Below are 21,775 nucleotides of genomic sequence, written 5' to 3'. Positions count from 1 at the left end.
GGCCAAGATGGCCCCACACTAAGAACCCCTGAGGGATGACCCAACCCCTGATCTCATGTTCCGCGGGCACGCCATACAGGGGTGGCGGGAATAGGGGTGGGGCCGGGTAGGGGTACCGCGGCCCGCGGCCCGGCTGTGACACTGCTCCGGTCCGTGTGCTGCCGAGCCGTGAGGGACGTGGACCGTGCCCGACGAAGCGACGCGCAAAGCCCTGGCCATCGCGCACTGTGAGCGCATCAACGCAGGTGACGTGGAGGGGCTCTTGGCTCTGTACTCCCCTGCCGTGCGCTTCGAGGACCCGGTGGGTGCCGGTCCGCGCGTCGGTCACGGGGCGCTGCGTTCGCACATCGGGGGCGCGGTGGCCGCCGGGGTCCACGATGCCTATGGCGAGCCTGTAGCGGCGCCCGACGGGCGGCATGCCGCCGTTCCCGTGACCTCCACGGTGAATTTCCTGCCGAACGGGCCGCTGATGGTGCGTCACGGAATTCTGGCGGCTCCCGAGGAGCCGGAAAAGGCGCGTATGGAGTTCACCTGCATGCTGGTCATCGAGGTCGGCGAGAGCGGGTTGATCGAGGAGATGCGCGCTTATTGGGGCAGGTCGGACGTCCGGTTTCTCGAATGACTCCGCGCTTTCAGGAAGGTGTGCCGCGATGCTGGACGAGACGAAGCGCAAAGCGGTGGTTCTGGAGTACTGCCGGCTGATGAACGCCGGGGATCTGGACGGTGTTCTCGCCCTCTTCACGCCCGATGTGCGGTTCCAGGACCCGGTGGGTGCCCCGGTGCTGGTGGGGCGGGAGGCGCTGCGGCGGCATCTGGGGGCGGCCGTCGCCGCGGGGATCGAGGAGCGGCCGGGCACGCTGACGGCGGCGCTGGACGGGTCGAGTGTGACCCTGGAAGTCTCGGGGACGATGTCCGTGCCGGGCGGCGCCGACGGTGAGCGGATGGCGTTCCGGCTGGTCAGTCTGATGCGGGTGGACGAGACGGGACTGATCTCGGAGGCCCGGGTCATCGCGGGCGGTTCCGATCTCACACCGGTGACCTGAGGGGTACGACATCCCGGCGTACGCCGGTCAGTTGAGGCGTACGACTCCCCCGTGCGCGCCGGTCACCTGGGACGTATGACATCCCCGCGCCCGGTCAGCGCAGCAGCGCCCACTCCGCGTCGGTGAGGGGCGGCTCGGTCAGCGGTGGCTGGGCCGGGCCGGTCCGCAGGGCGTTGAGCACGGCGGGTGACTGGAGGCTGGAGACGGGCGCGGCGAGCGTGGTGACGCCCGCGGAGGCGGCGCTGACCAGCGGGTCGGACAGACCGACCGTGCCGACGCGCTCGGAGAAGTCCTGCCGGCTGTGGAGCTCTTCGGACAGGCGGGGGTCCTTCGCCTCGACCCGGCAGTCGGGGTAGAAGACGTCCTGGGAGGCGGCGAGGATCCACGGGTCGTCGATGGCGGTGGCGATGCCGCGCATCACGGTGGCCGCGAGCTCCGGCTTGCCCAACTGGCGGCGCAGCGTGCGGTCGAGGACGGCGACGGAGCGGGCGGCGGAGCTCATCCCGTGGCCGTAGACGGGGTTGAAGGCGGCGAAGGCGTCTCCGAGGACGACGAGGTTGTCCGGCCAGCGCTCCAGCCGGTCGTAGTGGATGCGCCGGTTGGCGGTGGAGCGGGAGCCGCGGACGGGGCCGTCCGGTTCCGCGGTGGCGAGGACCTCGCCCACCAGGGGGTGGCGCAGCCCTTCGGCGAAGGCCGTGAACCCGGCCTCGTCAGTGGGGGGTTCGGCGCCCCGGGTGCCGGAGAGGGTGACGATCCACCGGCCGTCCTCGATGGGCAGGATCAGCCCGCTGCGGCCGGGGACTCCGGACCGGTGGTCGGCGTACACGCTGACCATGGGGAAGCGGGCGGCGGCCCGTTCGGGCGCGCGGTAGACGCGGGTGGAGTAGGTGATGCCGGAGTCGACCACGTCCTCCTCCGGCTGCGGGACGCCGAGAGGGGCGGTCCACTGGCGCAGCCGCGAGCCGCGTCCGCTCGCGTCCACGACGATCTCGGCGTCCAGTGCGGTGGTCTCGCCGCTGTCGAGGGCGCGGACCGTGAGGCCGGTGAGGTGCCCGCTGGTGCCGCGCAGTTCGTGGACCTCGGTGCGTTCCAGGACGGTGATGTTCTCGTCGGCGAGCACCTGGTCCCGGACGGTCCAGTCCAGCAGGGGCCGGCCGACCGCGATGAGGAACTGCGTCTCGGGGAAGCGCCGTTGCCAGCCGTAGGGGGACAGGTTGACCAGGTCGGACTGGACGCCGATGCGGTGCGCGCCCGCGGCGCGCAGGCGTTCGACGGTGCCCGGCAGCAGTGATTCGACGATCCGCGCGCCGCCCGACCACAGCAGATGGGCGTGGCGAGCCTGGGGGACGCCCTTGCGTAGTTCGGGGCCGCCCGGGAGGTCGTCGCGGTCGATGACGGTGACCCGGTCGAGGTGCCTGCGCAGGGCCCGGGCCGTGAGCATTCCGGCGAGTCCGCCACCGATCACCATGCCGTGGCTGGGCTTTGTCGACACTGGGGATTCCTTCCGCCGCCGCCCGGATCAGGTCTCGAAATGTAGGGAGCCGAAGGCGGCGGACCAACCCCTAAAGTCCCCGCTCCCCTATCGCGCGCCACTCCCTCATACCGGGCTGAACAAGCGGCTCGCCGTCAACCCCTAAACGAATCAACAGGGGTATGCGATCACCCGCCATCCGGAATATGTCGTACCGGTACAACAGAGTGTCGGAGAGCGACATAAGAAGCCATGAGTCGGCAAAGATTCGGCAAGTATCCGGCCCTTGATCTGTCGTAAGCTATCGGCCCGGACGGCACTCAACGACGGCCCCGTGGCGCAAGCCTGACCAAGCGGGGCGTACGGGCGGACAGTCGGAGGTGGTCCCGAAACCAGCGTGGTCGAGCCGTATACGCGAGCCTCCGCTCCGCTTCGACTCGGACTCCACCACGCGAGGACTACCGTCGACCGCACCTGGAGAAGCACTCGGCGTATCCCGTCACCGGGAAGCGCCGGCCGCCGCGCGCGGCCGAACGAACATGCATGGCAACGCACATGGAAAACGGCGATTCATTCCATGTCATTGCGTTCGAGGGGGACAAAACGCGAGTGGACCTGATACAGCGGGAAGCACAGCTCGATCGGCTGCGCAGTTCATTCGACCACTGCAATGAACAGCACGACGGGCAGGTATGCCTGATCAGCGGCGGCGTCGGCAGCGGCAAGACCACGCTGCTGGAGGCCTTCGCCCGCCACGTGACCGGACGCTCGGCCCAGTTGCTGAGCGCGGTCGGCTCACGAGCCGAACGCAGTCTCCAGTTCGCCGTGATGGACCAGCTGATCGACAGCTCCGGCCTCAGCCGCGCCTCGATGCGCCAACTCGCCACCGCCGTACGCCATCTCGCGCTCCCCACGCCCCAGGCGCCGCCCGGCAACGCCGCAGCGGGAAGGGCCGGTACGTCGGCCGCCCCCGCGGACAGCACGGCCCCTACGGCGGCGGAAGCGGCCGCCGCCTTTCCGCCGACGCCGTCCTTAGGCACCGAACAGCCGCACCCCTCCCCCGTGCCCACCGCGCACGCCACGTTCGCCTCCCTGCTCGACCTGTCCCGCCCCGCGCCCCTCGTGATCACCGTGGACGATGTGCACCACGCCGACCAGGCGTCCTTACAGTGTCTGCTCTACGCGGTCCGCCGACTGCGGCACCGGCGGATCATGGTGGTGCTGACCGAGTCCTCCACGCTGTACACCCCTCACCCGCATTTCCGCGCCGAGTTGATGAGCCAGCCGTGCTTCTCTCGGATCGACCTCGCCCCCCTCACCGACGAGGCGCTGGGCCTGCTCGCCGAGACCCACCCGCTCCCCTCGGCCCGCCCCCGCATCGCCCGGCGGGCCCCCGCGCTGACCGGCGGCAGCCCCCTGCTGATGCGCGCCCTGCTGGACGACCCCGCCGCGACCGGCACCGCCCAGCAGCCCGCCGCGCTGGTGGCGGGCGCCGCCGGGCCCGACCCCGCGGTAGGCGGCAGCGACGGACCGCTCGCTCAGGCCGTGCTCCGCTCGCTCTACCGCCACGAGCCCGAAGTCCGCGCCACCGCCCAGGCGTTGGCCGTACTGGACCGGCCCACGCCGCTTCCGGTGCTGGCCCGGCTGCTCTCCCTGACCCCCGACCTGACGGCCCAGGCGCTCCAACTGCTCGGCCAGTCAGGGCTGGTGGACGGCGACCGGATCAGACGCCCGCTCGTCGCCGCCGTCCTCTCGGACCTGCCCGCCGAGGACCGGCGCCGGCTGCACCGCAGAGCGGCCGAGGCGCTGCACGAGTTCGGTGCCGAGCCCGAGGTGCTCGCCGGTCATCTCATCAGCGCCGACTGGGCCGAGCCCGACTGGGCGGAGCCCGCCCTGTTCCGGGCCGCCGCCCAGGCACTGGACTCCGGACGCCCCGACATCACCTCCGCCTGCCTGCGGCTGCGCCGGCGCCGGGGACCGCGCACTCCGTGGTGGACCTCGTCCGACAGCCTGCTGCTGCGCTCCCGCTGGCAGTTGAACCCGCTGTCCGCCACCACTCACCTCGGCACGCTCGCCGCCGCCGAGCGGCCCGACGACTACCCGCCGGCCGCGCTCGCCGGGGTGCCCGCGCTGCTGTGGCAGGGGCACAGCGAGACGGCATGCGCGATCGTCGCGGCCGTCGCGGCGCTGCCCGACCCCACCGCCGAGACCCGTACCCGGCTCGCCACGGCGCGGCTGCTGATCTCGCTGTTCCGCCCTGACCACTGCCGGCAGGCCCGCGCCGAGGCGCGGGCCATCACGGACTCCGGCATCGCCACCTCCGTCACCGGCCGCTATCTGGACGCGCTGGTGCTGCTCGCCGACACCCTCTTCCCCGGCGAGGCGACCGGCGACGCGGCGGCGAGCGCCGAGCTGATGATCCAGCGCTACCTCGACGACGACGGTGCGCTCGGGCTGCTGTCGGCCCTGCTGCTGGCGATGGTGTACGCGGGGCGTCCCGCCCCGGTCCGCGAGTGGACACGGATGCTGCTGGCCCGGCCCTCGGTGGGACACGTGCCGAGCTGGAAGGCGGTCCTGCACGCCATCCGGGCCGAGGCCGCGCTCCGGCTCGGCTCCCCCGAGGAGGCCGAGGACCAGGCGCGCGCCGCGCTGACCGTGATCACCCCGCAGGCGTGGGGGGTCGCGGTGGTCGCGCCGCTGGGCACCCTGGTGGCCGCGGCCACCGAGGCGGGCCGGTTCGAGGACGCCGACCGCTGGCTCGCCCGGCCCGTCCCCGCGGAGTCCTTCCGCACCCCGCTCGGACTGCACTATCTGGCGGCACGGGCCCGGTATCAGCTCGCCGTCGGCTCCCGCCGCTCGGCCGCCGACGATCTGCGGTGGGTACGGCGGGAGATGGCGGCCTGGCGGATCGGCTCCGCGGCCCTGGTGCCGTGGCGGCTCGACCTGGCCCGGGTGCACATCGCCCGCGGGCAGCGGCAGGAGGCCGTACGACTGCTCCGGGAGCAGCTCGATTCCGCCCGCCCGGTGGACGACCGCACCCGGGGTTCCGCGCTGCGGCTGCTCGCCGGTCTGCTGCCGCCGGAGCAGGGCGCTCCGCTGCTGGCGCGGGCGGTGGCGCTGCTGGAGTCCTGCGGGGACCGCCGGGAGCTGGCCCGCGCCCTGGCCGACCGGTCCCGGACCCCACGGCAGGGGACCGCACCGGACCCGACGGGCGCGGCCGTCCCGCCCCCGGCCCGGCGCTCCCACTCCCGGGCCCCGGCGGAGGTGACGTACTACCCCGGCAGCCTGCACCCGGAGCGACAGGAGGGGCGGGAGGGGCGGGAGCGGCCCGAACGCCCCGAACGTCAAGAGGTCCGGGAGCGGCCCGAGCGTCCGGAACAGCAGGAGGGCCGGGAGCGGCCCGAGCGCGCGGAACCGGTGGGCGGGCTGAGCGAGGCGGAGAGCAGGGTCGCCGCGCTGGCCGCGCAGGGCCACACCAACCGGCAGATCTCCAGCAAGCTGTTCATCACCGTGAGCACGGTCGAGCAGCATCTGACCCGCATCTACCGCAAGTTGAACGTCAAGCACCGCAGAGACCTGGCAACCCGCCTGGCCGCCGCGGGCGCACTCGGCAAGTAACGCTCGCGACAGGACGACGCCGACCGGGCGAGCGCCGACGCTCTCCCAGCCCTCGCCCAGCCACGCCCCGCGCATGGGCCTGGCCCAGGAGAGCCCAGCACGGAAGGAATCCCCCCAACAAACCCCGCCCGGACGCACCCGCCCCAGGCACGCCCCGCGCATGAGCCCCGATCAGGAAAGACCGGCACGGAAGACACCACCCCTCGCCCCCGCCCAGGCCCGCCCCGCATGGGCCCGGCTCAGCAGAGACCAGCACTGAAGGCATCACCCCTCCCCCAGACCCCGCCCGGACACCCCCGCCCAGCCACGCCCCGCGCATGAGCCCGGCTCAGGACCACGTCGGGGCCCCCGCGGAGCGGAATGCGGCGACGCTCTCGCGGATAGCCGCCGTCACGGCCCCCGGCTGGGCGTTGAGGTAGAAGTGACCGCCGGGGAAGGAGCGGAAGCGGAAGGTGCCGCTCGTCAGCTCCTGCCAGGCGCGGGCGTCGTCGAGGGACACCCGGGGGTCGCTCTCGCCGGTCAGCACAGTGACGGGCGCGGCCAGCGGACGGGCACCGGCGTCGGGGCGATACGTCTCCACGGCCCGGTAGTCGGCGCGCAGCGCGGGCAGCACCATGCGCAGCAGTTCCTCGTCGTCCAGGATGCCCGGCTCGGTGCCGCTCAGCTCACGGATCTCGGCGATCATCCCGTCGTCGTCCCGCAGATGGACCGTCTCCTCGCGGAAGCGGTGCGGGGCGCGCCGCCCGGAGGCGATGACGCCCAGCAGCTCGCCGCCGCCGGAGTCCTCCAGGCGGCGCGCGATCTCGTAGCCGAGAACGGCGCCCATGCTGTGCCCGAAGAGCACCACGGGTCCGGCCGGGGCCGAGACGAGTGCCTTGTACACCTGGTCCGCGAGGTCTCGCAGATCGGTCGCGGGGGGCTCGCGGTGCCGGTCGAGCCGCCCCGGGTACTGGACGCACAGCACGTCCAGCTCCGACCCGAGCGCCCGGGCCAGCGGCAGGAAGTAGGGGGCGGAACCACCGGCGTGCGGCAGCGCGAGGAGCTTGACCGCACCGGCCGGGCCGGGCTCGTACCGGCGGAACCAGGTGTCGAACTGACCGGAAACTGCCGGCATACGGGCCCTACCTCCTGCGATCGGCGTGCGACGGAACACGCGGACGGAACGCCAGATGATCACCACCCTACGAGCGGAACGGCCGCGGCAGAACCCCTTGCCACCCCTACTCCGGGAAACCACTCGATCCGAGCCGCTCTGCACGGGACAGCTGCTGCATACGAATGAATATGACCAGCATGTGTTTTGAGGAAGTAGCCTTTCTGCAGGTCGCGGGCATGATGGAGGGGCGTGCCCCCACCGGAAGTACCGGCGGGAATACCAGAATCGATGGGTTTTCATGGGATCTCCAGTCGCCGAGAAATTCACCGAGGATCGCCTGAAAGGTCTTCTTCAGTCCTACTTCCAGATCGATCCGGAAAAATTGGAGGGGTCGGTCAGGTTCTCGGATCTGGAGCTGGATTCGATTGCCGTGATGGAACTGGTCGTGGTGATCGAAGAGCAGACCGGAGTCGACGTCCAGGAAAGCCTCCTCGAACAGATGACCCTCGACACCACGCTCGCCCAGGCCGTCGAGGCCGTGGACCAGGCCTTGTGCACGAGCGGGGCCGCAGCGAAGAACGACGCATGAACCGGCACGCGGTGGCCGTTACCGGACTGGGTATGGTCACGCCCGCAGGAGTCGGCGTCGGTGCCACCTGGGACCGCCTGTGCAGCGGCGACCCCACGGCCACCCACGATCCGTTGCTGGACGGGCTGCCGGTGTCGATCTCCTGCCAGGTGGCTGATGCCGACCTCGAGGCTGTCCTGGCTCCTGGCCTGGCATGGCGGACCGACCGGTTCATCCGATTCGCTCACGCGGCGGCCAAGGAGGCCGTCATCGACTCCGGTCTCGACTCCGCGCTGTGGGACGGCAGTCGCGTCGCGGTGGTGATCGGTACCGGAGGCACCAGCTTCGACGGCACCCTGAAGGTCTGCCAGATCATGGAGAAGGGCCGTCTCCTGGCCCTGTCGCCCGCCGCGCTGCCCCGCAGTCTGCCGAACATGGCCGCCGGTGAGGTCGCGACCATGCTCGGGGCGCTGGGTCCCACCCTGGGCATCAGCACCGCCTGTGCGTCCGGTGCCACCGCCATCGGCATCGCGAGCATGCTGATCCGGACCGGTGCGTGCGACATCGCGGTGGCCGGCGGGACGGACTCCGGCCGCAACCGACCGGCCTCGGCACTGTTCTGGCGGATGGGAGCGCTGTCCACCCGCGTCCACGACCCGGTCGGCGCCTCCCGTCCCTTCGACACCGACCGCGATGGCTTCGTGCTCTCCGAGGGCGCCGGAATGCTCGTCCTCGAAAGGGCCGAGCACGCTCAGGCCCGGCGGGCCAAGGAATACGCGCGGCTCACCGGCTACGGCCTTTCCGGCGACGCGCACAATCCCACGGTCCCCCACCCCGAGGGCGCCGGCGCGGTCCGGGCCATCAACGCCGCTTTGTCCGGTGCCGATCTGGCGCCCGGCGACGTAGGGCACGTCAATGCCCACGCCAGCGCCACACGGCTGAACGACCGCGCAGAAGCCGCAGCGCTCAGCAGGGTCTTCGGCACCCCGCCCCCCGTTACCGCGGTCAAGAGCATCCTGGGGCATCTGCTCGGCGCTGCCGGAGCCGTGGAAGCCGTCGTTTCGGTGCTTTCGCTGCATCATCAACTCATCCCGCCCACCGCCAATCTGGACAAGATGGACCCCGAGATCGACCTCGACGTCGTCACAGGCCTGCCACGGCCCTCCCGCCAGGAGGCGGTGCTGTCGACCTCGTTCGGCTTCGGCGGCCAGAACGCGGCCCTGGTGTTCCAGCGCTCCTGAACCGCTGCACGAGTCTTGCGAGACGCGGGCAGCCTGCCCCGGCAGCCCCCGTCGGACAGGGCCGCACCCGATGCCGACCGCCCGCCCGGAGGCCGAAAGTCCCTGATGACCCTTCCTCACGATCACCTGTCCGAACTGGAGCCGACCGTGGCCCGGTTGCTGGACCGCCATCTGGCCACCACACCGGACTGGTTCCCCCACGCCTACATCCCCTGGAGCCAGGCCACCGACTTCGACGGCCTCCTCGACGGCACCCCTTGGCACGCCGACCAGTCCCAGCTCCCGCAGGCCGTGGCGGATGCGCTGACGATCAATCTGCTGACCGAGGACAACCTGCCGAGCTACCACTTCGAGATCGCCACCCTGTTCGGCCGCGACGGCGCCTGGGGCGCCTGGGTGCACCGCTGGACGGCCGAGGAGGACCGCCACGCCCACGCACTGCGCGGCTACCTCCATGCCCGCCGCGCCGTGGACCCCGTCGCCCTGGAGCGCCGGCGCATGCAGCACGTGTCCGCCGGCTACACCAGCAACCATGCGTCCCTGCTGCACAGCCTGGCCTACGTCACCGTCCAGGAACTGGCCACCCGAGAGGCCCACCGCAACACCGGCCTGGCCTGTGCCGACCCGGTGGCCCGTCAGCTGACCGCGCGGATCGCAGCCGACGAGAACCTCCACATGATCTTCTATCGCGACTTGTACGCCGCCGCGGTGGAGCTGGATCCCGACGGCGCCGTGGCCGCCCTCGCCGACGTCATCTGCGCCTTCGACATGCCGGGTACCACCATCCCCGGCTTCCGGCAGGGCGCCCTGCGGATCGCCGCATCCGGCATCTACAACCTCGACGTCCACCGCCGTCACGTGCTGCAGCCCCTGCTGCGTGCCCTGGGCGTGATGACCCGCTCCGGTTTCGGCGCCGCCGGCGAGCAGGCCCTTGACCGCATCGGGCGCCACCTCGACGAGCTGCAGACGCGGGCCGAACGCGCCGGCCGGCTGTTCGACCGGATGAGAGAAGCCGCTTTCGCTGCTCCCCTTCCTCGCCCGGCCTCACCCCTTCCCCACGACGAGAGAGGCGGCCCGTGAACTCCCGGACCGACCAGCCGCATCGCGCAGGCGCCACCACCGCGGACATCGAGGCCCACTACGACATCGGCAAGGACTTCTACGCCCTGTGGCTCGACCCCGGCCTGACCTACTCCTGCGCCCTGTGGGACGGCATCGAGGGCGCGCCCGGGAACACGGACGTGCTCAGGAAGGCCCAGCAGGCCAAGCTCCGCTACCACCTCGGCCAAGCGGGCATCACAGCGAACAGCCGACTGCTGGACATCGGTTGCGGCTGGGGCAGTCTGCTGCGGATGGCCACGGAGGAGACCGGTGTACGGCACGCGGTCGGGCTCACCCTCAGCACCGACCAGCACGCACATGTGCGCTCGCTCGGGCTGCCCGGGGTGGATGCCAGAGTCGAGGACTGGCGCGACCACGAGCCGGACGACGTGTACGACGGCATCGTCTCCATCGGCGCGTTCGAGCACTTCACCCATCCGGCCATGTCCCGTGACGAACGGATCGAGGCCTACCGTGCCTTCTTCGCGCGGTGCGCGGGATGGCTGCCGCCGCTCGGCCGGCTCAGTCTCCAGACCATCGCGCTCACCGACCACGCCGACGCCGACCACGACGACTCGGTACCCGCCTTCTTCGCCCGCGAGATCTTTCCCGGATCAGCACTGCCACGGTTGTCCGAGATCGCCACCGCCTGTGAGCCGTACTTCGCGATCACCGGCCTGCGCGAGGACGGCGCGCACTACGCGCGCACCGTGCGCGCCTGGTCCACCCGCCTCTTCCAGGCCCGGGAACAGGCGCAACTGCTCGTCGGCCCCGACATCTACCGGCGGTACCGCACCTATCTCCGAGCCAGCGAGATCGTCTTCCTGCGCCAGGCTTCCACGCTGTACCGCCTCACGCTGCGCCGCTGGCCCGCCCGCCGGGGCCTCGCAGGGCCGTCAGGCAGTCAGGCTCTCCCCAAGTGACCGCAGGAGCTTGCGACGGTGCGGGTCGGTGTTCTCCATGGAGAGCAAGAGGTAGAGACTGGCCTCGTTGTGGTCCGGGTCGTACGCGAACTCGCTGCACACCCACGCGCCGGCCAGCAGGTACCCGCGCAGCTTGGGGGCGATCTGGAGACCGGGCCGGCGGTCGGCCGCGGCGGGATCCCACACGGTGTGAGGGCGAACGCGATAACGCTCAGGTGCGAAATAGCCGCCGGCCACCACGTGGTCCCAACAGGCCGCGGCCAGCGCCCCGCCGTCGAAGAGGGGGACCGTCATACGTCCGGTGAGCCAGGTGTGACCGCTGCGGGTCATGTACCGGGTGATTCCGCCCCACAGCATGGTGATCACGGCTCCGGCGCGGTGGTCGGGGTGAACGCAGCCTCGGCTGAGTTCGACGAGGTCCGGCTCCAGGGCGCGATGCGGACTGAGGTCGAACAGCGCCTCCGAGGTCAGTCCGCCGGTCCGGGCCGCACCGTCGGGCGGGAGGAGGCGGTACATGCCGACCACCTCACCGGTGTCCGTGCGCCGAACGAGGAGATGATCGCAATGCGGATCGTATCCGTCAATCTCCCGGCCCCCCTCCGCGTGGTAGGGACTTTTGAGTTCTTCATTGAAGACCAGATAACGCAGCTCCTGGGCTTCACGGATCGCATTTTCGTCGCGCGTGACAGAGACCGTGTAGCGTCTTTCCTCGTGAATACGGGGCGCGGCGGAGATACTCATATTTGTCCTCGCGGCGGGTTCGGCGATGACGCGCAGGGCGCGTCGACCATTCGATACGACCTGTTTACCATGCACCTCCGGACCCGTTTCGGAGACGGGCTGACATCCGGCGGAGGAATCCGGATACAGTCGCCCTCATGCTCTCGGTCAATTGGATTCTCAGGCATCCGTGGCGGGTTCTCTTGGTGGTCACGGTGCTGGGGTTGGCTCTGCTACCAGCGATGATCGGATGTTTTGCCCGGTTGACCCCGTCCGGATTCACCGCCACCGGGACCGAATCCGAGCGAGCTGACCGTGTGGTCAAGGAACAGTTCGACGAGCCCGCCGCCGACTTGCTTTTCCTGGTATCCGGCCCGACTTCGATGAAGCACGGAGAGGTGGCCGCGACCGGCCGCGCTCTTGCCCGTTCGGCGGCCGATCAGCCGGGAGTGGCACGAGTATGGAGCTATTGGGACACGGCTGATCCCGCATTGCTGTCCCGTGACGAGCGGAAAGCCCTGATCGGTGTCGAACTGACAACAACGGGGGCCGAGGCCGTCAAGACGGCGGAGCGAATTGTTCCGGGGCTCGCGGGAAAGCGAGGGGAAGTCGCCGTAGCCGCGGCTGGACCCGTGTGGAGCAGCGCGGAGGCGGTCCGGCTGAGCAGAGAGGACTTGCGCACCGCCGAGCTCCTCGCCGCACCGGTGGTGCTGCTCATCCTCATGGTGACCCTGCGCTCGGCGGCCTTGGCATTGCTGCCGATGGCGATCGGAGTCGTCTCGGTCTCGGCGACGCTGGGAGTGCTCGGCGCGCTGACGTCGGTCATGCCGGTCTCCGTGTTCGCCGTGAATGTCGCAGCGGCCCTCGGGTTCGGCTTGTCGGTGGACTACGGCCTCCTGGTCATGATGCGGTGCCGCGAGGAGATGGCGGGCGGGACGGAGGTGGGAGAAGCCGTCGCCCGCTCGGTCCGTTCGGCCGGACGCGCTGTGCTGTTCTCCGCCGCCACGGTGGTGGCCTGCATGGCAGCGCTACTGATCTTTCCCGTGCCGTTCTTGCGTTCACTGGCGACCGGTGGCATCGCGGTTGTGGTGTTTTCCGCGTTGACCACGGTCCTGATCTATCCAGTGCTGCTGCGATTCAGTTTGCTTCCCGCTTCTCGGCTCGACCGGTGGTTGTTCGATCGGGTACGCCAATTGCGCCCGGGGCGAGAATTCTCCGTCAGGCCGACAAAGGGCCCGGCCGTTCCCGGTTACAGCAGAGCGTGGGCATGGCTGGGAAACAAGGCGACGAAGCGCCCAGTGCTGGTCGGCGCTTGCGCGACAATGCTCCTGCTGATGTGCGCTATGCCTTTGGACAGGGCCCAGTTCGGCATTGCCGACGAACGCGTCCTGCCAGCGTCCACGCTGGTGCGCCAGACCGCTGAGCGAGTGCGCGGGGAGTTCCCGGAGGCTGTCGGGACCAAGATCCCCGTCGTGCTCAGCGTGGCTGATCCGCAGTCTGCTCAGGTGACGGCGGGGGTGGACCGTTACGCTCGTCAGCTGTCAGAAGTCAACGGTGTCGCCCGGGTGGACTCAAGTACCGGTTCCTACCGTGACGGCAACCTAGTCGCCCCTGCGACTCGGGCCCATCAGGCGTTCGCCGGTGACGGTGTGACGCTGCTGAATGTCCGCGTTCCCACGGATGCGCAAGCGTCGAGTTCCGAGCGAGTGTTGGAACGAATTCGCGCGCTGCCCGCCTTTGCGCCGCGGGTGGTCGGAGGAGCTACCGCGCGCACCGCGGACACCAAGATGGAGCTGTCCCGACGTCTTCCTCTCGCCGCACTCCTGGCCGGGGTCAGTGCACTCCTGGTGGTCATGTCGTTCACCGGAGGCCTGCTCGTGTCCGTCAAGGCGGTTGCCCTGGCCGTTCTCAGCCTCAGCGCCGGCGTGGGATGCCTGGTCCCCCTCACCGGGCAGCTGGAGATCAGCATGCTCCTGCTGATGATCTGCCTCGCCCTCGGCCTCTCCGTCGACTACGAGATCTTTCTGCTGGCGCGGATCGAGGAACAGTACCGATCGACGGGAAACGTCCGCTCCTCGATCGTGCATGGAATGGCCAGTACGGGGCGTCTCATCAGTGCCTCCTCCTTGGTGGTGGTGACGACGATGAGTGCCTTGGCGATGTCCCGCATCACCTCGCTGCAGATGCTGGGTGCCGGTTTGGCGTTGACGGTCCTGCTGGATGCGACGCTGGTCCGCGCACTCCTGGTGCCGGCGGCCATGCAGCTGGCGGGGCGGGCGAATTGGTGGCGACCGGCGTGGCTCCTCAGCGCACCCGCCCGCGCGGCGTCAGCGGTGTCACCGGCAGCGCAGGGACAGGCAGCGGAACACCGCCGTACCCCTTGACCTCCCCGAACCGTCGCAGTCGCACGTAGAACAGCTCTCCTGCCGGATCTCAATTGACCACCTGAGCCGCGGACGTTGGGGGCAAGTGCGGTGTGCCTGCCCCCGAACAGAGCCGCTCCGCACTACAGCGGTTCCGGAGGCCGGAGGCCGGCGGCGGGCGTCTGCGGGACGGCTGTCAGCACCAGACGCGCGTCCGTCGGCGCGCTGGGCTCCCCGTCAGCCTGGGCCGGGGGCAGTCGCACCCATACCTCTGCACCGACCTCTGGAGCAGCCCGTCACTGTCGCCGTGATCATGATTGCGTTCATCGGCGTCGTGTCGAACCGGTCGTACGGCCATCACTCTCTAGTCTTGGCCCGGTTTGTCCATGTATGACACGACAGCGGCCCTTGAGAGGTGCGGTGGACCAGGCAGCAGGAGACCGACCAGCCGTCACCCCGGTGATGGAGCGGTTCCGACTGACGGGCAAGGCGGCGGTGGTGACCGGCGGCAACCGCGGGCTGGGGCGGGCCTTCGCGCTCGCCCTGGCCGATGCCGGGGCGGACGTCGCCGTGCTGGCCCGCGACGGCCACCGCAATGCCGACGTGGTCCGGGAGGTCCAGGAGCGAGGCGTCCGCGGGACGCACCGGGAAGTCGACCTGACCAAGAAGGAAGACCTGCGGCAGGCCCTGGACGAAGTGGCCGAGGAGTTCGGGGCTATCGATGTCCTGGTGAACAACGCCGGCGTCTGCGTGCACACCCCGTCGCTGGACGCCGACGACGCCGCGTGGCGGGCGGTGTTCGCCCTCAACGTCGATGCCGTGTGGTGGTGTGCCACCACCGCCGCCCGGCACATGGCGGCCCGCTCCGGGGGCTGCATCGTCAACATCGGCTCGATCGCGGGGCAGGTGGCCCTGCGCCCCCAGGCCCAGGCCGCCTACGACGCCTCGAAGGCGGCGGTGCACCAGCTCACCCGCTCCCTCGCCGTGGAGTGGGCCCCCGTCGGCATCCGGGTCAACGCACTCGCCCCGGGCTATGTGCGCACCCAGATGGCCGCCGTCGACGACCCGCGGTTTCGCCGCCGGTGGATCGACGACGTCCCGCAGCAACGCTGCGCGCTCCCCGAGGAGATCGCCCCGGCGCTGGTCTTCCTCGCCAGCGAGGCATCCGCCTTCATGACCGGCCAAGTGGTCTTCGTCGACGGCGGCTACACCGCCGTGTGACCGGCTCGTCGACCCGCGGGGTCTCATGCCCCACGCTCCGGTCGCTGTGTCCCCCGCACGTCCGCGTACCGGCCGAGCCGCGTACCGATCAACAAGAAGGCACCCCATGGGACTTGCATACCTGCGCACGGACGCCGACCGCGCGCTGAGCATCGGCCTCGCACGCGTACTGCTGCGTGAGACGGTCGGCTGCGGCAGGGACATGGCCCTCGCCCTGCGCCGCGGCCAGGGGACGAGCAAGGCGACCGCACCGTACTGGATGGCCCGCCGGTTCCTGGGCGCGGCGGGACGTCCGCTGGACGCCGACGAACCGGTGTGCCTGCAACTGGCCACCCCACGGCGGCCGGCCCGGGTGCGGATCCGCAAGAACCAGAGCGACCTGCTCATCCTGTGGCAGGTCTTCCTGAAGAGGTTCTACGAACTGGGCGCCCACTACCGGCTGGCCGAGGACATCGACACCCTGGACACCATCGTCGACCTCGGCGGCAACACCGGCCTGGCCGCCTCCTACTTCACCGCCCGCTACAGCCCCCGCACCCTGCTCACCGTAGAACCGATTCCCGAGAACCTCCGCGTCCTGCGTGGCAACGCGGCCCTGTCCGGCCTCGACTGGAGGATCGAGCCCGCCGCGGTGGCCGCCACCGCCGAACCCTTGGAGTTCACGGTCAGCGGCTTCTGGGACACCTGTACGGCCGTGCCCGCCGTGGCCGACCTGCGGCGCACCCGCCCCTACCGGCTGGAGAACGTACTGGCCCGCCCGAGCGTGCGGGTACCCGCCAGCACCGTGGGCGAGCTCCTCGCCAAGCACGGCATCGACCATGTCGACCTGCTCAAGGTCGACATCGAGGGCAGTGAGGCCGACGTGTTCGCGACGGTCCAGCCGTGGATGGAGCAGGTCGACCGGATCGTCCTGGAAGTCCACGACAAGTACATCGACGGCGCCGCCGTGCGCGCCACCCTGGGCGCGGCGGGATTCCGGCACGTTCCGCCACGCCTCCCCGAGCCGGCCGGGTTCAACCCCGTCGAGCTGTACGTGAAGCACTGAAGGACCGCACATGACGACACAGGCAGCCGATCTTTCGGCACTGCACCGGCTCGCCCCGCCCGCCGCCGTGGTCTTCGACTGCGACGGCACCCTCATGGACACCGAGCCCTGCGCCGACGCGGCGCGCAGTGCCGTCCTCACCCGCCGCGGGCGCGTCTACGACGTCGCCGCGCGCGACGCCCTGATCGGTCTGGCCGTCGGCCCCGGCGGTGAGGTGCTGTCCCGTCTCGTCGGCGGCTGCGCCGTACAGCTGGCCCACGAGCTGACCGAGGAACTCCTGTCCGCGGTCACGGCGGGGGCCCGGCCGATGCCCGGTGCCGTCGAGCTGGTACGTCAGGTCGCCGCCGCGGTGCCGGTCGCGGTGGCCAGCAACGGCCCCCGCCCCCTGCTGGACAGCTCCCTCAGACAGGGCGGCTTGTCCGACCTGCTGCACATCACCGTCTCGGGAGACGACGTCCCCGCCCCCAAGCCCCACCCCGACTGCTACCTCGCGGCCTGCGCCGCCCTCGGCGTACGGCCCGACAGGTCCGTGGCGGTCGAGGACTCCCCCGTCGGCGCCCAGGCGGCCGTGGCAGCCGGGATGACCGTGCTCGGCGTGGGCGCCCTGGCCGAAAGCCCACACGTACACGCCTACGTCCCGACCCTCGACGACCCTGCGCTCCAGCACTGGCTCACCAGCTGGTGACCCGTCGCCAGGGGGCCTGCGTCGGGCACGGCACGCAGCGCTGGGGAACCGGTCCCGGCGCGCACGGAGCGCGAGTTGAGCCTCCGCGTCAGTCTGCTGTGTGGTTTAGCCAACGCTCCCGACGGGAGGCAGCCACCCTCCCTCTATCTTCCTTTGTGTAGTCGGACGACTACAGCAAGTGAAAGGAGAGAGGGATGCGTTTCAACACCTTGGGCCGACTGGCGGCCGTCGCCTCGACAGTCCTGCTGCTGCTCGGCGGCGCGGCCACCTCCGCGCAGGCGGAGCCCGGGCCCGTCGTGTACTCGATCGACTTCTCCAACCCCCAGGAACGCGACGACAACAACCTGCCCGAGCCCTACGGCAGGGTCTACCTCCAGGCACCCTGGCCCCAGCAGACCACTCTGTGGGAGCACCCGGACGTCGGCATCAACACCCCGACCCTGCCTCGCTATCCGGACTCCGCTCCCTACGAGATGAGGTTCGTCGACCACCTCGTCCTGGAGGTGTGCGCCTTCGTGGACGAGGACGACACCGGCATCAACATCGACGACCAACTCGCCGCCGGTTGCGTGCCGTTCGAGGGCCCTGGTGAATACACCATCTCGGGCGACGACGGGTCGGTCACCCTCCACCTGTACCGCATCTGACCGACCGCACCGGACTCATCGACCGTCGGCCTCGCTCCAGCCCGTGAATGGCTGCGGCGAGACCGACGCTTGCCACAGGACCAACCGGCAGAGATGCCCGAAACCGCTCGAACGCCGCAAATGGGCTGTTGTACTGCCGCCCATGACAGATCAGAAGCGGTGCACGGTGGTCCGCGCGGGCCGGTACGAGGGACTGCAGGGCGGCACGTTCGGGGTGGGCATCAGCGCGCAGTCCGCCGGATCCGAGCGGCTTTGTCTCCACCGGCTCGTGATACCCGCCGGGACACGGGGCCGCCCTCACCTGCACGAGGGTCACGAGTCGGCCATCTTCATCCAGTCCGGCCAGGTCGAGGTGTGGCACGGGGAGGACCTGACCGAGCATGTGGTGCTGCGCGCGGGCGACTACATCCACATTCCCGCCGACACCCCCACCTGCCGGTGAACAGCGGCGCCGAGGACATGGTGTGCCTAGTGGCGCGGACGGACCCCGACGAGCAGGAGGGCGTCCGGCTGCTGGATCTGCCGGTCTGGCTCGAGTCCCGGGTCGACGGGCTGAGCGTCGGAGCCGGCTGATCTCCGTACCGCAGGTCAGCGCACCCGTCCGCGCGGCTTCAGCGGTGTCACCGGCAGCTCAGGGGCGGGCAGCGGAGCACCGTCGTACCCCTTGACCTCTCCGAACCGGTTCCCTTCCATCCAGTCCTGCCGCGCCTGCTCGATCTCCTCCTGGGACCGTCCGATCCAGTTCCAGAACATGATCAGTTCCTCCTCGAACGGCTCGCCGCCCAGGAGCATCAGGCCCGCCTCCGACTCGGCGCGCAGCGGGAGTTCGGTGCGGCCGCAGCCGAGGTAGAGCATCGAGCCCGGCAGCACCGGCACCCCGTCGACCTGGGCCTCCCCGGACATGGACAGCACGGCGTACTCGAAGTCCGGCTCCAGCGGCAGGCGTACGTCCGCGCCGCGGGCGAGTGCCAGGTCGGCGCCGACCAGGGGCGTGTACGTCGTTCCGGGTGAGCGCGCGCCGTCCAGGTCGCCGAGGATCAGGGTGGCGGTGATCCCGGGCGCCGTGACGACGGGCAGCTCGGAGTGGTGCTCGAAGCGCGGCTGGGTGTACCGGTCGCTGTCGGGCAGGGCGACCCACAGCTGCGCGCCGTGCAGAAAGCGGGCGTGCGACCTCGGGCTCTCCTCGGAGTGGCTGATGGCCCGGCCCGAGGTCATCAGGCCCAGCTCGCGGGGGCGGATCGTCTGGAGGCTGCCGGTGGAGTCGCGGTGCAGCACCTCGCCCTCGTGCAGCCAGCTCACCGTCTGCAGGCCCATGTGCGGGTGCGGAGGGACCTGCATACCGGGCTCGTCGGCGATGTCGTCAGGGCCGTAGTGATCGACGAAGCACCACGCGCCCACCATGCGGCGGCCCAGGTTGGGCAGCAGTCGGCGCACCTCGGAGGACTCGCCGAGCCGGACCCGGCGCGGGCTGAGGAGTTCCCGCACGGGCTCCGCCACGACGAAGCCGCGGCCGCCGCACACCGAGGGCACTGCCTCGCGATCAAGATTGCTCATGTCGCCCAAACTAGCCGCGCCGGGGCCACCGCGTCAGGCCGACTCCGGCGGTTCACGCCCCGCGCTCAAATTAGTAGCCATGGATATAGTAGCCATGTACTGTATCGGTCATGAGTACGGCATCCGCGGGCGCTACGCCCGGCTTCCTGGTCTGGCGTCTGTCGATGAAGTGGCGGGTCGCGGTCGACCGCGCGGTGGCCCCCCTGGGGCTGACCCACGCCCAGTACGCCCTGGTGGCCTCGCTGTACGGCATGCACCGCACCGGACTGCGCCCCAGCCAGCGGCGCCTGGCCGACCACACCGGACTCGAACCGCTCTACGTCTCCAAGCTCGCCCGCGCCCTGGAGTCCGCGGGCCTGCTGGAGCGCACCCGCGACCCGCAGGACCCGCGCGCCGTGCAGCTCGCCCTCACCGAAGAGGGCAGGGAGGTCACCCGGAAGGCGATCCAGGTCGTCCACCGTCTCCTCCAGCAGCTGCTGGAACCGCTCGGCGGCCTCGACAGCCCTCGGGCCCGGGAGTTCACCGCCGACCTGGCCACCCTGCTCGACACACCACTCGATCCGTTCAGCGAGAACCCAGCCGATCCCAGGAACAGCACCGCAATCACCGAGGAGCAGTCATGACCACCACCACTCCCCTCGTCGACCCCCGCGTCATCGCGCTCGCCCACTACGCCGCCCGCGCGGTTCTCGAACGCGTCCTGGCCCGCCACGGCATGACCTTCCAGCAGTCCGTCGCCCTCCGGCTCGCCGCCGTCGCCGACGGGCCGACCGAGCGCGAGCACCTCGTCGACGGCCTCGTCGGCTCGCTGAAGATCGACGCGGCGGACGCGCACGGCGTGCTCGACGAGCTGCTCGCCGCCGGACTGCTCGCTCCCGACGGGGCGTCCCGCGTGCGGCTCACGGACGCCGGGCGGGAGCGGTTCGACACCACCTCCGCCGAGACCGCCCCCATCACCGCCCGCGTCTACGCCGACATACCGAAGGAAGACCTGGCCGTCGCGGGCCGGGTGCTCACCCTCATCACCGAGCGGGCCGATGCCGAGCTGGCGGCGCTCAGCGAGTAGCCGCCCGCCCGCGCCGGTGGGCGATCTCGCCGAGCACGATGTCGACGGCGAGGAAGGCCAGCAGCGAGATCCCCAGCAGCGGGACGAAATATCCGATCACCGCGACCACGACCGCCAGCGGCACCAGGATCTGCGGCGGCACCTGCTGCCAGGCACCGCGCGGGACCGGCCGGCCGAAGGCGGAGCCCCGGCCGCGCTGCCACCACATCCGGTAGCCCCAGAGAATCAGCACGATGAGCGAGAGCGCGAGCAGCATCAGGGCGATCTGGCTGACCAGGCCGAACAGCACTCCGGTGTGCAGGTCGATGCCCCAGCGGGTCAGCTTGGCGAGCACCGGGTAGTCGGCGAACCGCAGTTCGTCGGTGACCTGACCACTGGCGGGGTCGACGGCGACGGAGTCCTGCTTGGTGGGCCAGCTGCGCTGGATCTGCTTGACCACGTACGCCGATTCCGCGTCCGCGGGCGGCACGATCTCGACCGGGTCGCCGAGGCCCTTGGCGCGGGCCGCCGCGAGCACCTTGTCGAGGCCGACGCCGTGCGCGGCGTCCCCGGCGGCGGCCGAGGCTCCGTGGCCGGAGTGCTCACCCCCCGCACCCGCAGAGATCGACGGGGTGGCCCCGCCGAGGGAGGTGCGCAGTTCGTCGATGTTGGCGCCGGTGTACTGCGACCAGGTCAGACCGGTCGCCGACAGGAACAGGAAGCCGGCGGCGGCCCAGGCGCCGACCGTGCCGTGCAGGCCCAGGGTGCGGCGGCGGCCGGTGGTGCCGCGCAGCTTGCGGCGGGCCCGGCGCCGGGAGAACCACAGCACCAGACCGCCCAGGGCGACCACCCACAGCCAGCTCGCGGCGAGTTCGCTGTACAGCCTGCCGGTCTCCCCCAGCCGCAGATCGCGGTGGAACTCGTCGATCCAGGTCCGCAGCGGCAGGGCGCCCGTCGAGCCGTACTGTTCGAGCGAACCGCGGACCTCGGCGGTGTAGGGGTCGACGAAGACGGCGAGGGTGTAGTCCGCGTCGACGCCCTCGACGCCGGACAGCATCACCCTGGTGGTCGCGTCGTCCTCCGGCGAGGGGCGTACGGCCGCGACCGCGCCCTCGGGGTGGGCCTTGCGGGCGGCGGCGACCTGCTCGGAGACCGGCAGCTTCTCGTCGCCGACGGGGACGGTCAGCTCATGCGCGTACACGATCTTCTCGGCCGGGAAGGAGGCGGCGTAGAGAAAGCCGGTCGCGGCGGCGAGGAGCAGGAACGGGGCGATGAGCACTCCGGCGTAGAAGTGCAGCCGCAGGATCAGCGGGCGCAGGGGCGCCCAGGTGCGGCGGGCCGGCGCCGGGTCGCCGTCGGTTGGTCGGGGTCCCCCCGCTGGAGCGGAGCCGGACGTGGGGGAGGTCGGGGGAGCGGTGGACATCGGCGGGTGCC

At 70.8% G+C, this 21,775-nt stretch carries 20 protein-coding genes; 15 read left to right on the top strand and 5 right to left on the bottom strand.

What is annotated here, in order from left to right; all coding sequences use genetic code 11:
• Positions 1-184 precede the first annotated feature (184 nt).
• Positions 185-622 carry a nuclear transport factor 2 family protein gene (locus ACWD11_RS29715; RefSeq protein ID WP_451286661.1) on the top strand — a complete coding sequence of 146 codons (438 nt, stop codon included), beginning with the start codon at positions 185-187 and terminating at the stop codon, positions 620-622.
• A 28-nt stretch (positions 623-650) separates the two neighbouring features.
• A complete protein-coding gene (locus tag ACWD11_RS29710; protein WP_389418878.1) occupies positions 651-1,043 on the top strand; it encodes a nuclear transport factor 2 family protein in 393 nt (130 codons plus the stop codon).
• Between the two features lie 94 nt (positions 1,044-1,137).
• Here ACWD11_RS29710 and ACWD11_RS29705 read toward each other — a convergent pair whose 3' ends face one another.
• On the bottom strand, positions 1,138-2,535 hold the full coding sequence (locus tag ACWD11_RS29705) for an FAD-dependent oxidoreductase (RefSeq protein ID WP_451286659.1): 1,398 nt from the start codon (positions 2,533-2,535) through the stop codon (positions 1,138-1,140).
• Positions 2,536-3,123: 588 nt separating this feature from the next.
• Between ACWD11_RS29705 and ACWD11_RS29700 the strand changes: the two genes are divergently transcribed.
• Positions 3,124-6,132, top strand: coding sequence for an AAA family ATPase (locus tag ACWD11_RS29700; protein WP_451286657.1), 3,009 nt, complete (start codon positions 3,124-3,126; stop codon positions 6,130-6,132).
• Between the two features lie 328 nt (positions 6,133-6,460).
• Here ACWD11_RS29700 and ACWD11_RS29695 read toward each other — a convergent pair whose 3' ends face one another.
• Complete coding sequence (locus ACWD11_RS29695) at positions 6,461-7,246, bottom strand: thioesterase II family protein (RefSeq protein ID WP_451286655.1); 786 nt, start codon at positions 7,244-7,246, stop codon at positions 6,461-6,463.
• A gap of 280 nt (positions 7,247-7,526) precedes the next feature.
• Here ACWD11_RS29695 and ACWD11_RS29690 point away from each other — a divergent pair, with 280 nt between their 5' ends.
• The 4 genes from ACWD11_RS29690 (at position 7,527) to ACWD11_RS29675 (ending at position 11,061) form a co-directional block, all read left to right on the top strand.
• Positions 7,527-7,817 carry an acyl carrier protein gene (locus tag ACWD11_RS29690; RefSeq protein ID WP_389418882.1) on the top strand — a complete coding sequence of 97 codons (291 nt, stop codon included), beginning with the start codon at positions 7,527-7,529 and terminating at the stop codon, positions 7,815-7,817.
• Positions 7,814-9,037, top strand: coding sequence for a beta-ketoacyl-[acyl-carrier-protein] synthase family protein (locus ACWD11_RS29685; RefSeq protein ID WP_389418883.1), 1,224 nt, complete (start codon positions 7,814-7,816; stop codon positions 9,035-9,037). Before ACWD11_RS29690 ends, ACWD11_RS29685 begins: the two co-directional genes overlap by 4 nt.
• Before the next feature lie 105 nt (positions 9,038-9,142).
• Complete coding sequence (locus tag ACWD11_RS29680) at positions 9,143-10,117, top strand: acyl-ACP desaturase (RefSeq protein ID WP_389418884.1); 975 nt, start codon at positions 9,143-9,145, stop codon at positions 10,115-10,117.
• Positions 10,114-11,061 (top strand): class I SAM-dependent methyltransferase, encoded by a 948-nt coding sequence (locus tag ACWD11_RS29675; RefSeq protein WP_451286653.1) that lies wholly within the window; start codon positions 10,114-10,116, stop codon positions 11,059-11,061. The genes ACWD11_RS29680 and ACWD11_RS29675 overlap by 4 nt, the downstream gene beginning before the upstream one ends.
• Here the strand turns inward: ACWD11_RS29675 and ACWD11_RS29670 are convergent.
• Entirely contained in the window at positions 11,035-11,802 is a 768-nt protein-coding gene (locus ACWD11_RS29670) for a GNAT family N-acetyltransferase (protein WP_389418886.1), read from the bottom strand. The two genes, ACWD11_RS29675 and ACWD11_RS29670, sit on opposite strands and share 27 nt — an antisense overlap.
• 137 nt (positions 11,803-11,939) lie before the next feature.
• Between ACWD11_RS29670 and ACWD11_RS29665 the strand changes: the two genes are divergently transcribed.
• The 6 genes from ACWD11_RS29665 (at position 11,940) to ACWD11_RS29640 (ending at position 18,184) form a co-directional block, all read left to right on the top strand.
• The gene (locus tag ACWD11_RS29665) at positions 11,940-14,165 is read left to right on the top strand and encodes an MMPL family transporter (RefSeq protein ID WP_451286651.1); all 2,226 of its coding nucleotides are present in this window, start codon (positions 11,940-11,942) and stop codon (positions 14,163-14,165) included.
• 399 nt (positions 14,166-14,564) lie between these two features.
• Positions 14,565-15,365: an SDR family NAD(P)-dependent oxidoreductase gene (locus ACWD11_RS29660; protein ID WP_451286649.1), complete on the top strand. Its 801-nt coding sequence runs from the start codon at positions 14,565-14,567 to the stop codon at positions 15,363-15,365.
• A gap of 106 nt (positions 15,366-15,471) precedes the next feature.
• A complete protein-coding gene (locus ACWD11_RS29655) occupies positions 15,472-16,410 on the top strand; it encodes an FkbM family methyltransferase (RefSeq protein WP_451286647.1) in 939 nt (312 codons plus the stop codon).
• A 10-nt stretch (positions 16,411-16,420) separates the two neighbouring features.
• A complete protein-coding gene (locus tag ACWD11_RS29650; RefSeq protein ID WP_389418890.1) occupies positions 16,421-17,095 on the top strand; it encodes an HAD family hydrolase in 675 nt (224 codons plus the stop codon).
• Between the two features lie 194 nt (positions 17,096-17,289).
• Positions 17,290-17,742, top strand: coding sequence for a hypothetical protein (locus ACWD11_RS29645; protein WP_389418891.1), 453 nt, complete (start codon positions 17,290-17,292; stop codon positions 17,740-17,742).
• A 142-nt stretch (positions 17,743-17,884) separates the two neighbouring features.
• Positions 17,885-18,184 (top strand): cupin domain-containing protein, encoded by a 300-nt coding sequence (locus tag ACWD11_RS29640; RefSeq protein ID WP_451286644.1) that lies wholly within the window; start codon positions 17,885-17,887, stop codon positions 18,182-18,184.
• A 146-nt stretch (positions 18,185-18,330) separates the two neighbouring features.
• Here the strand turns inward: ACWD11_RS29640 and ACWD11_RS29635 are convergent, their stop codons facing one another.
• The gene (locus ACWD11_RS29635; RefSeq protein WP_389418893.1) at positions 18,331-19,296 is read right to left on the bottom strand and encodes a pirin family protein; all 966 of its coding nucleotides are present in this window, start codon (positions 19,294-19,296) and stop codon (positions 18,331-18,333) included.
• 110 nt (positions 19,297-19,406) lie between these two features.
• Between ACWD11_RS29635 and ACWD11_RS29630 the strand changes: the two genes are divergently transcribed.
• Together ACWD11_RS29630 and ACWD11_RS29625 are read left to right on the top strand one after the other, a co-directional pair.
• Positions 19,407-19,919 carry a MarR family winged helix-turn-helix transcriptional regulator gene (locus ACWD11_RS29630; protein WP_451286642.1) on the top strand — a complete coding sequence of 171 codons (513 nt, stop codon included), beginning with the start codon at positions 19,407-19,409 and terminating at the stop codon, positions 19,917-19,919.
• A complete protein-coding gene (locus ACWD11_RS29625; protein ID WP_451286640.1) occupies positions 19,916-20,362 on the top strand; it encodes a MarR family winged helix-turn-helix transcriptional regulator in 447 nt (148 codons plus the stop codon). Before ACWD11_RS29630 ends, ACWD11_RS29625 begins: the two co-directional genes overlap by 4 nt.
• Here the strand turns inward: ACWD11_RS29625 and ACWD11_RS29620 are convergent.
• Entirely contained in the window at positions 20,352-21,764 is a 1,413-nt protein-coding gene (locus ACWD11_RS29620) for a PepSY-associated TM helix domain-containing protein (RefSeq protein WP_389418896.1), read from the bottom strand. The genes ACWD11_RS29625 and ACWD11_RS29620 overlap by 11 nt on opposite strands.
• Positions 21,765-21,775 lie beyond the last annotated feature (11 nt).

This window comes from Streptomyces sp. NPDC002776 (genome assembly GCF_053592195.1).
The sequence above is the reverse complement of the archived record's forward strand: the minus strand, read 5'-3'. Positions and strand labels throughout refer to the sequence as shown.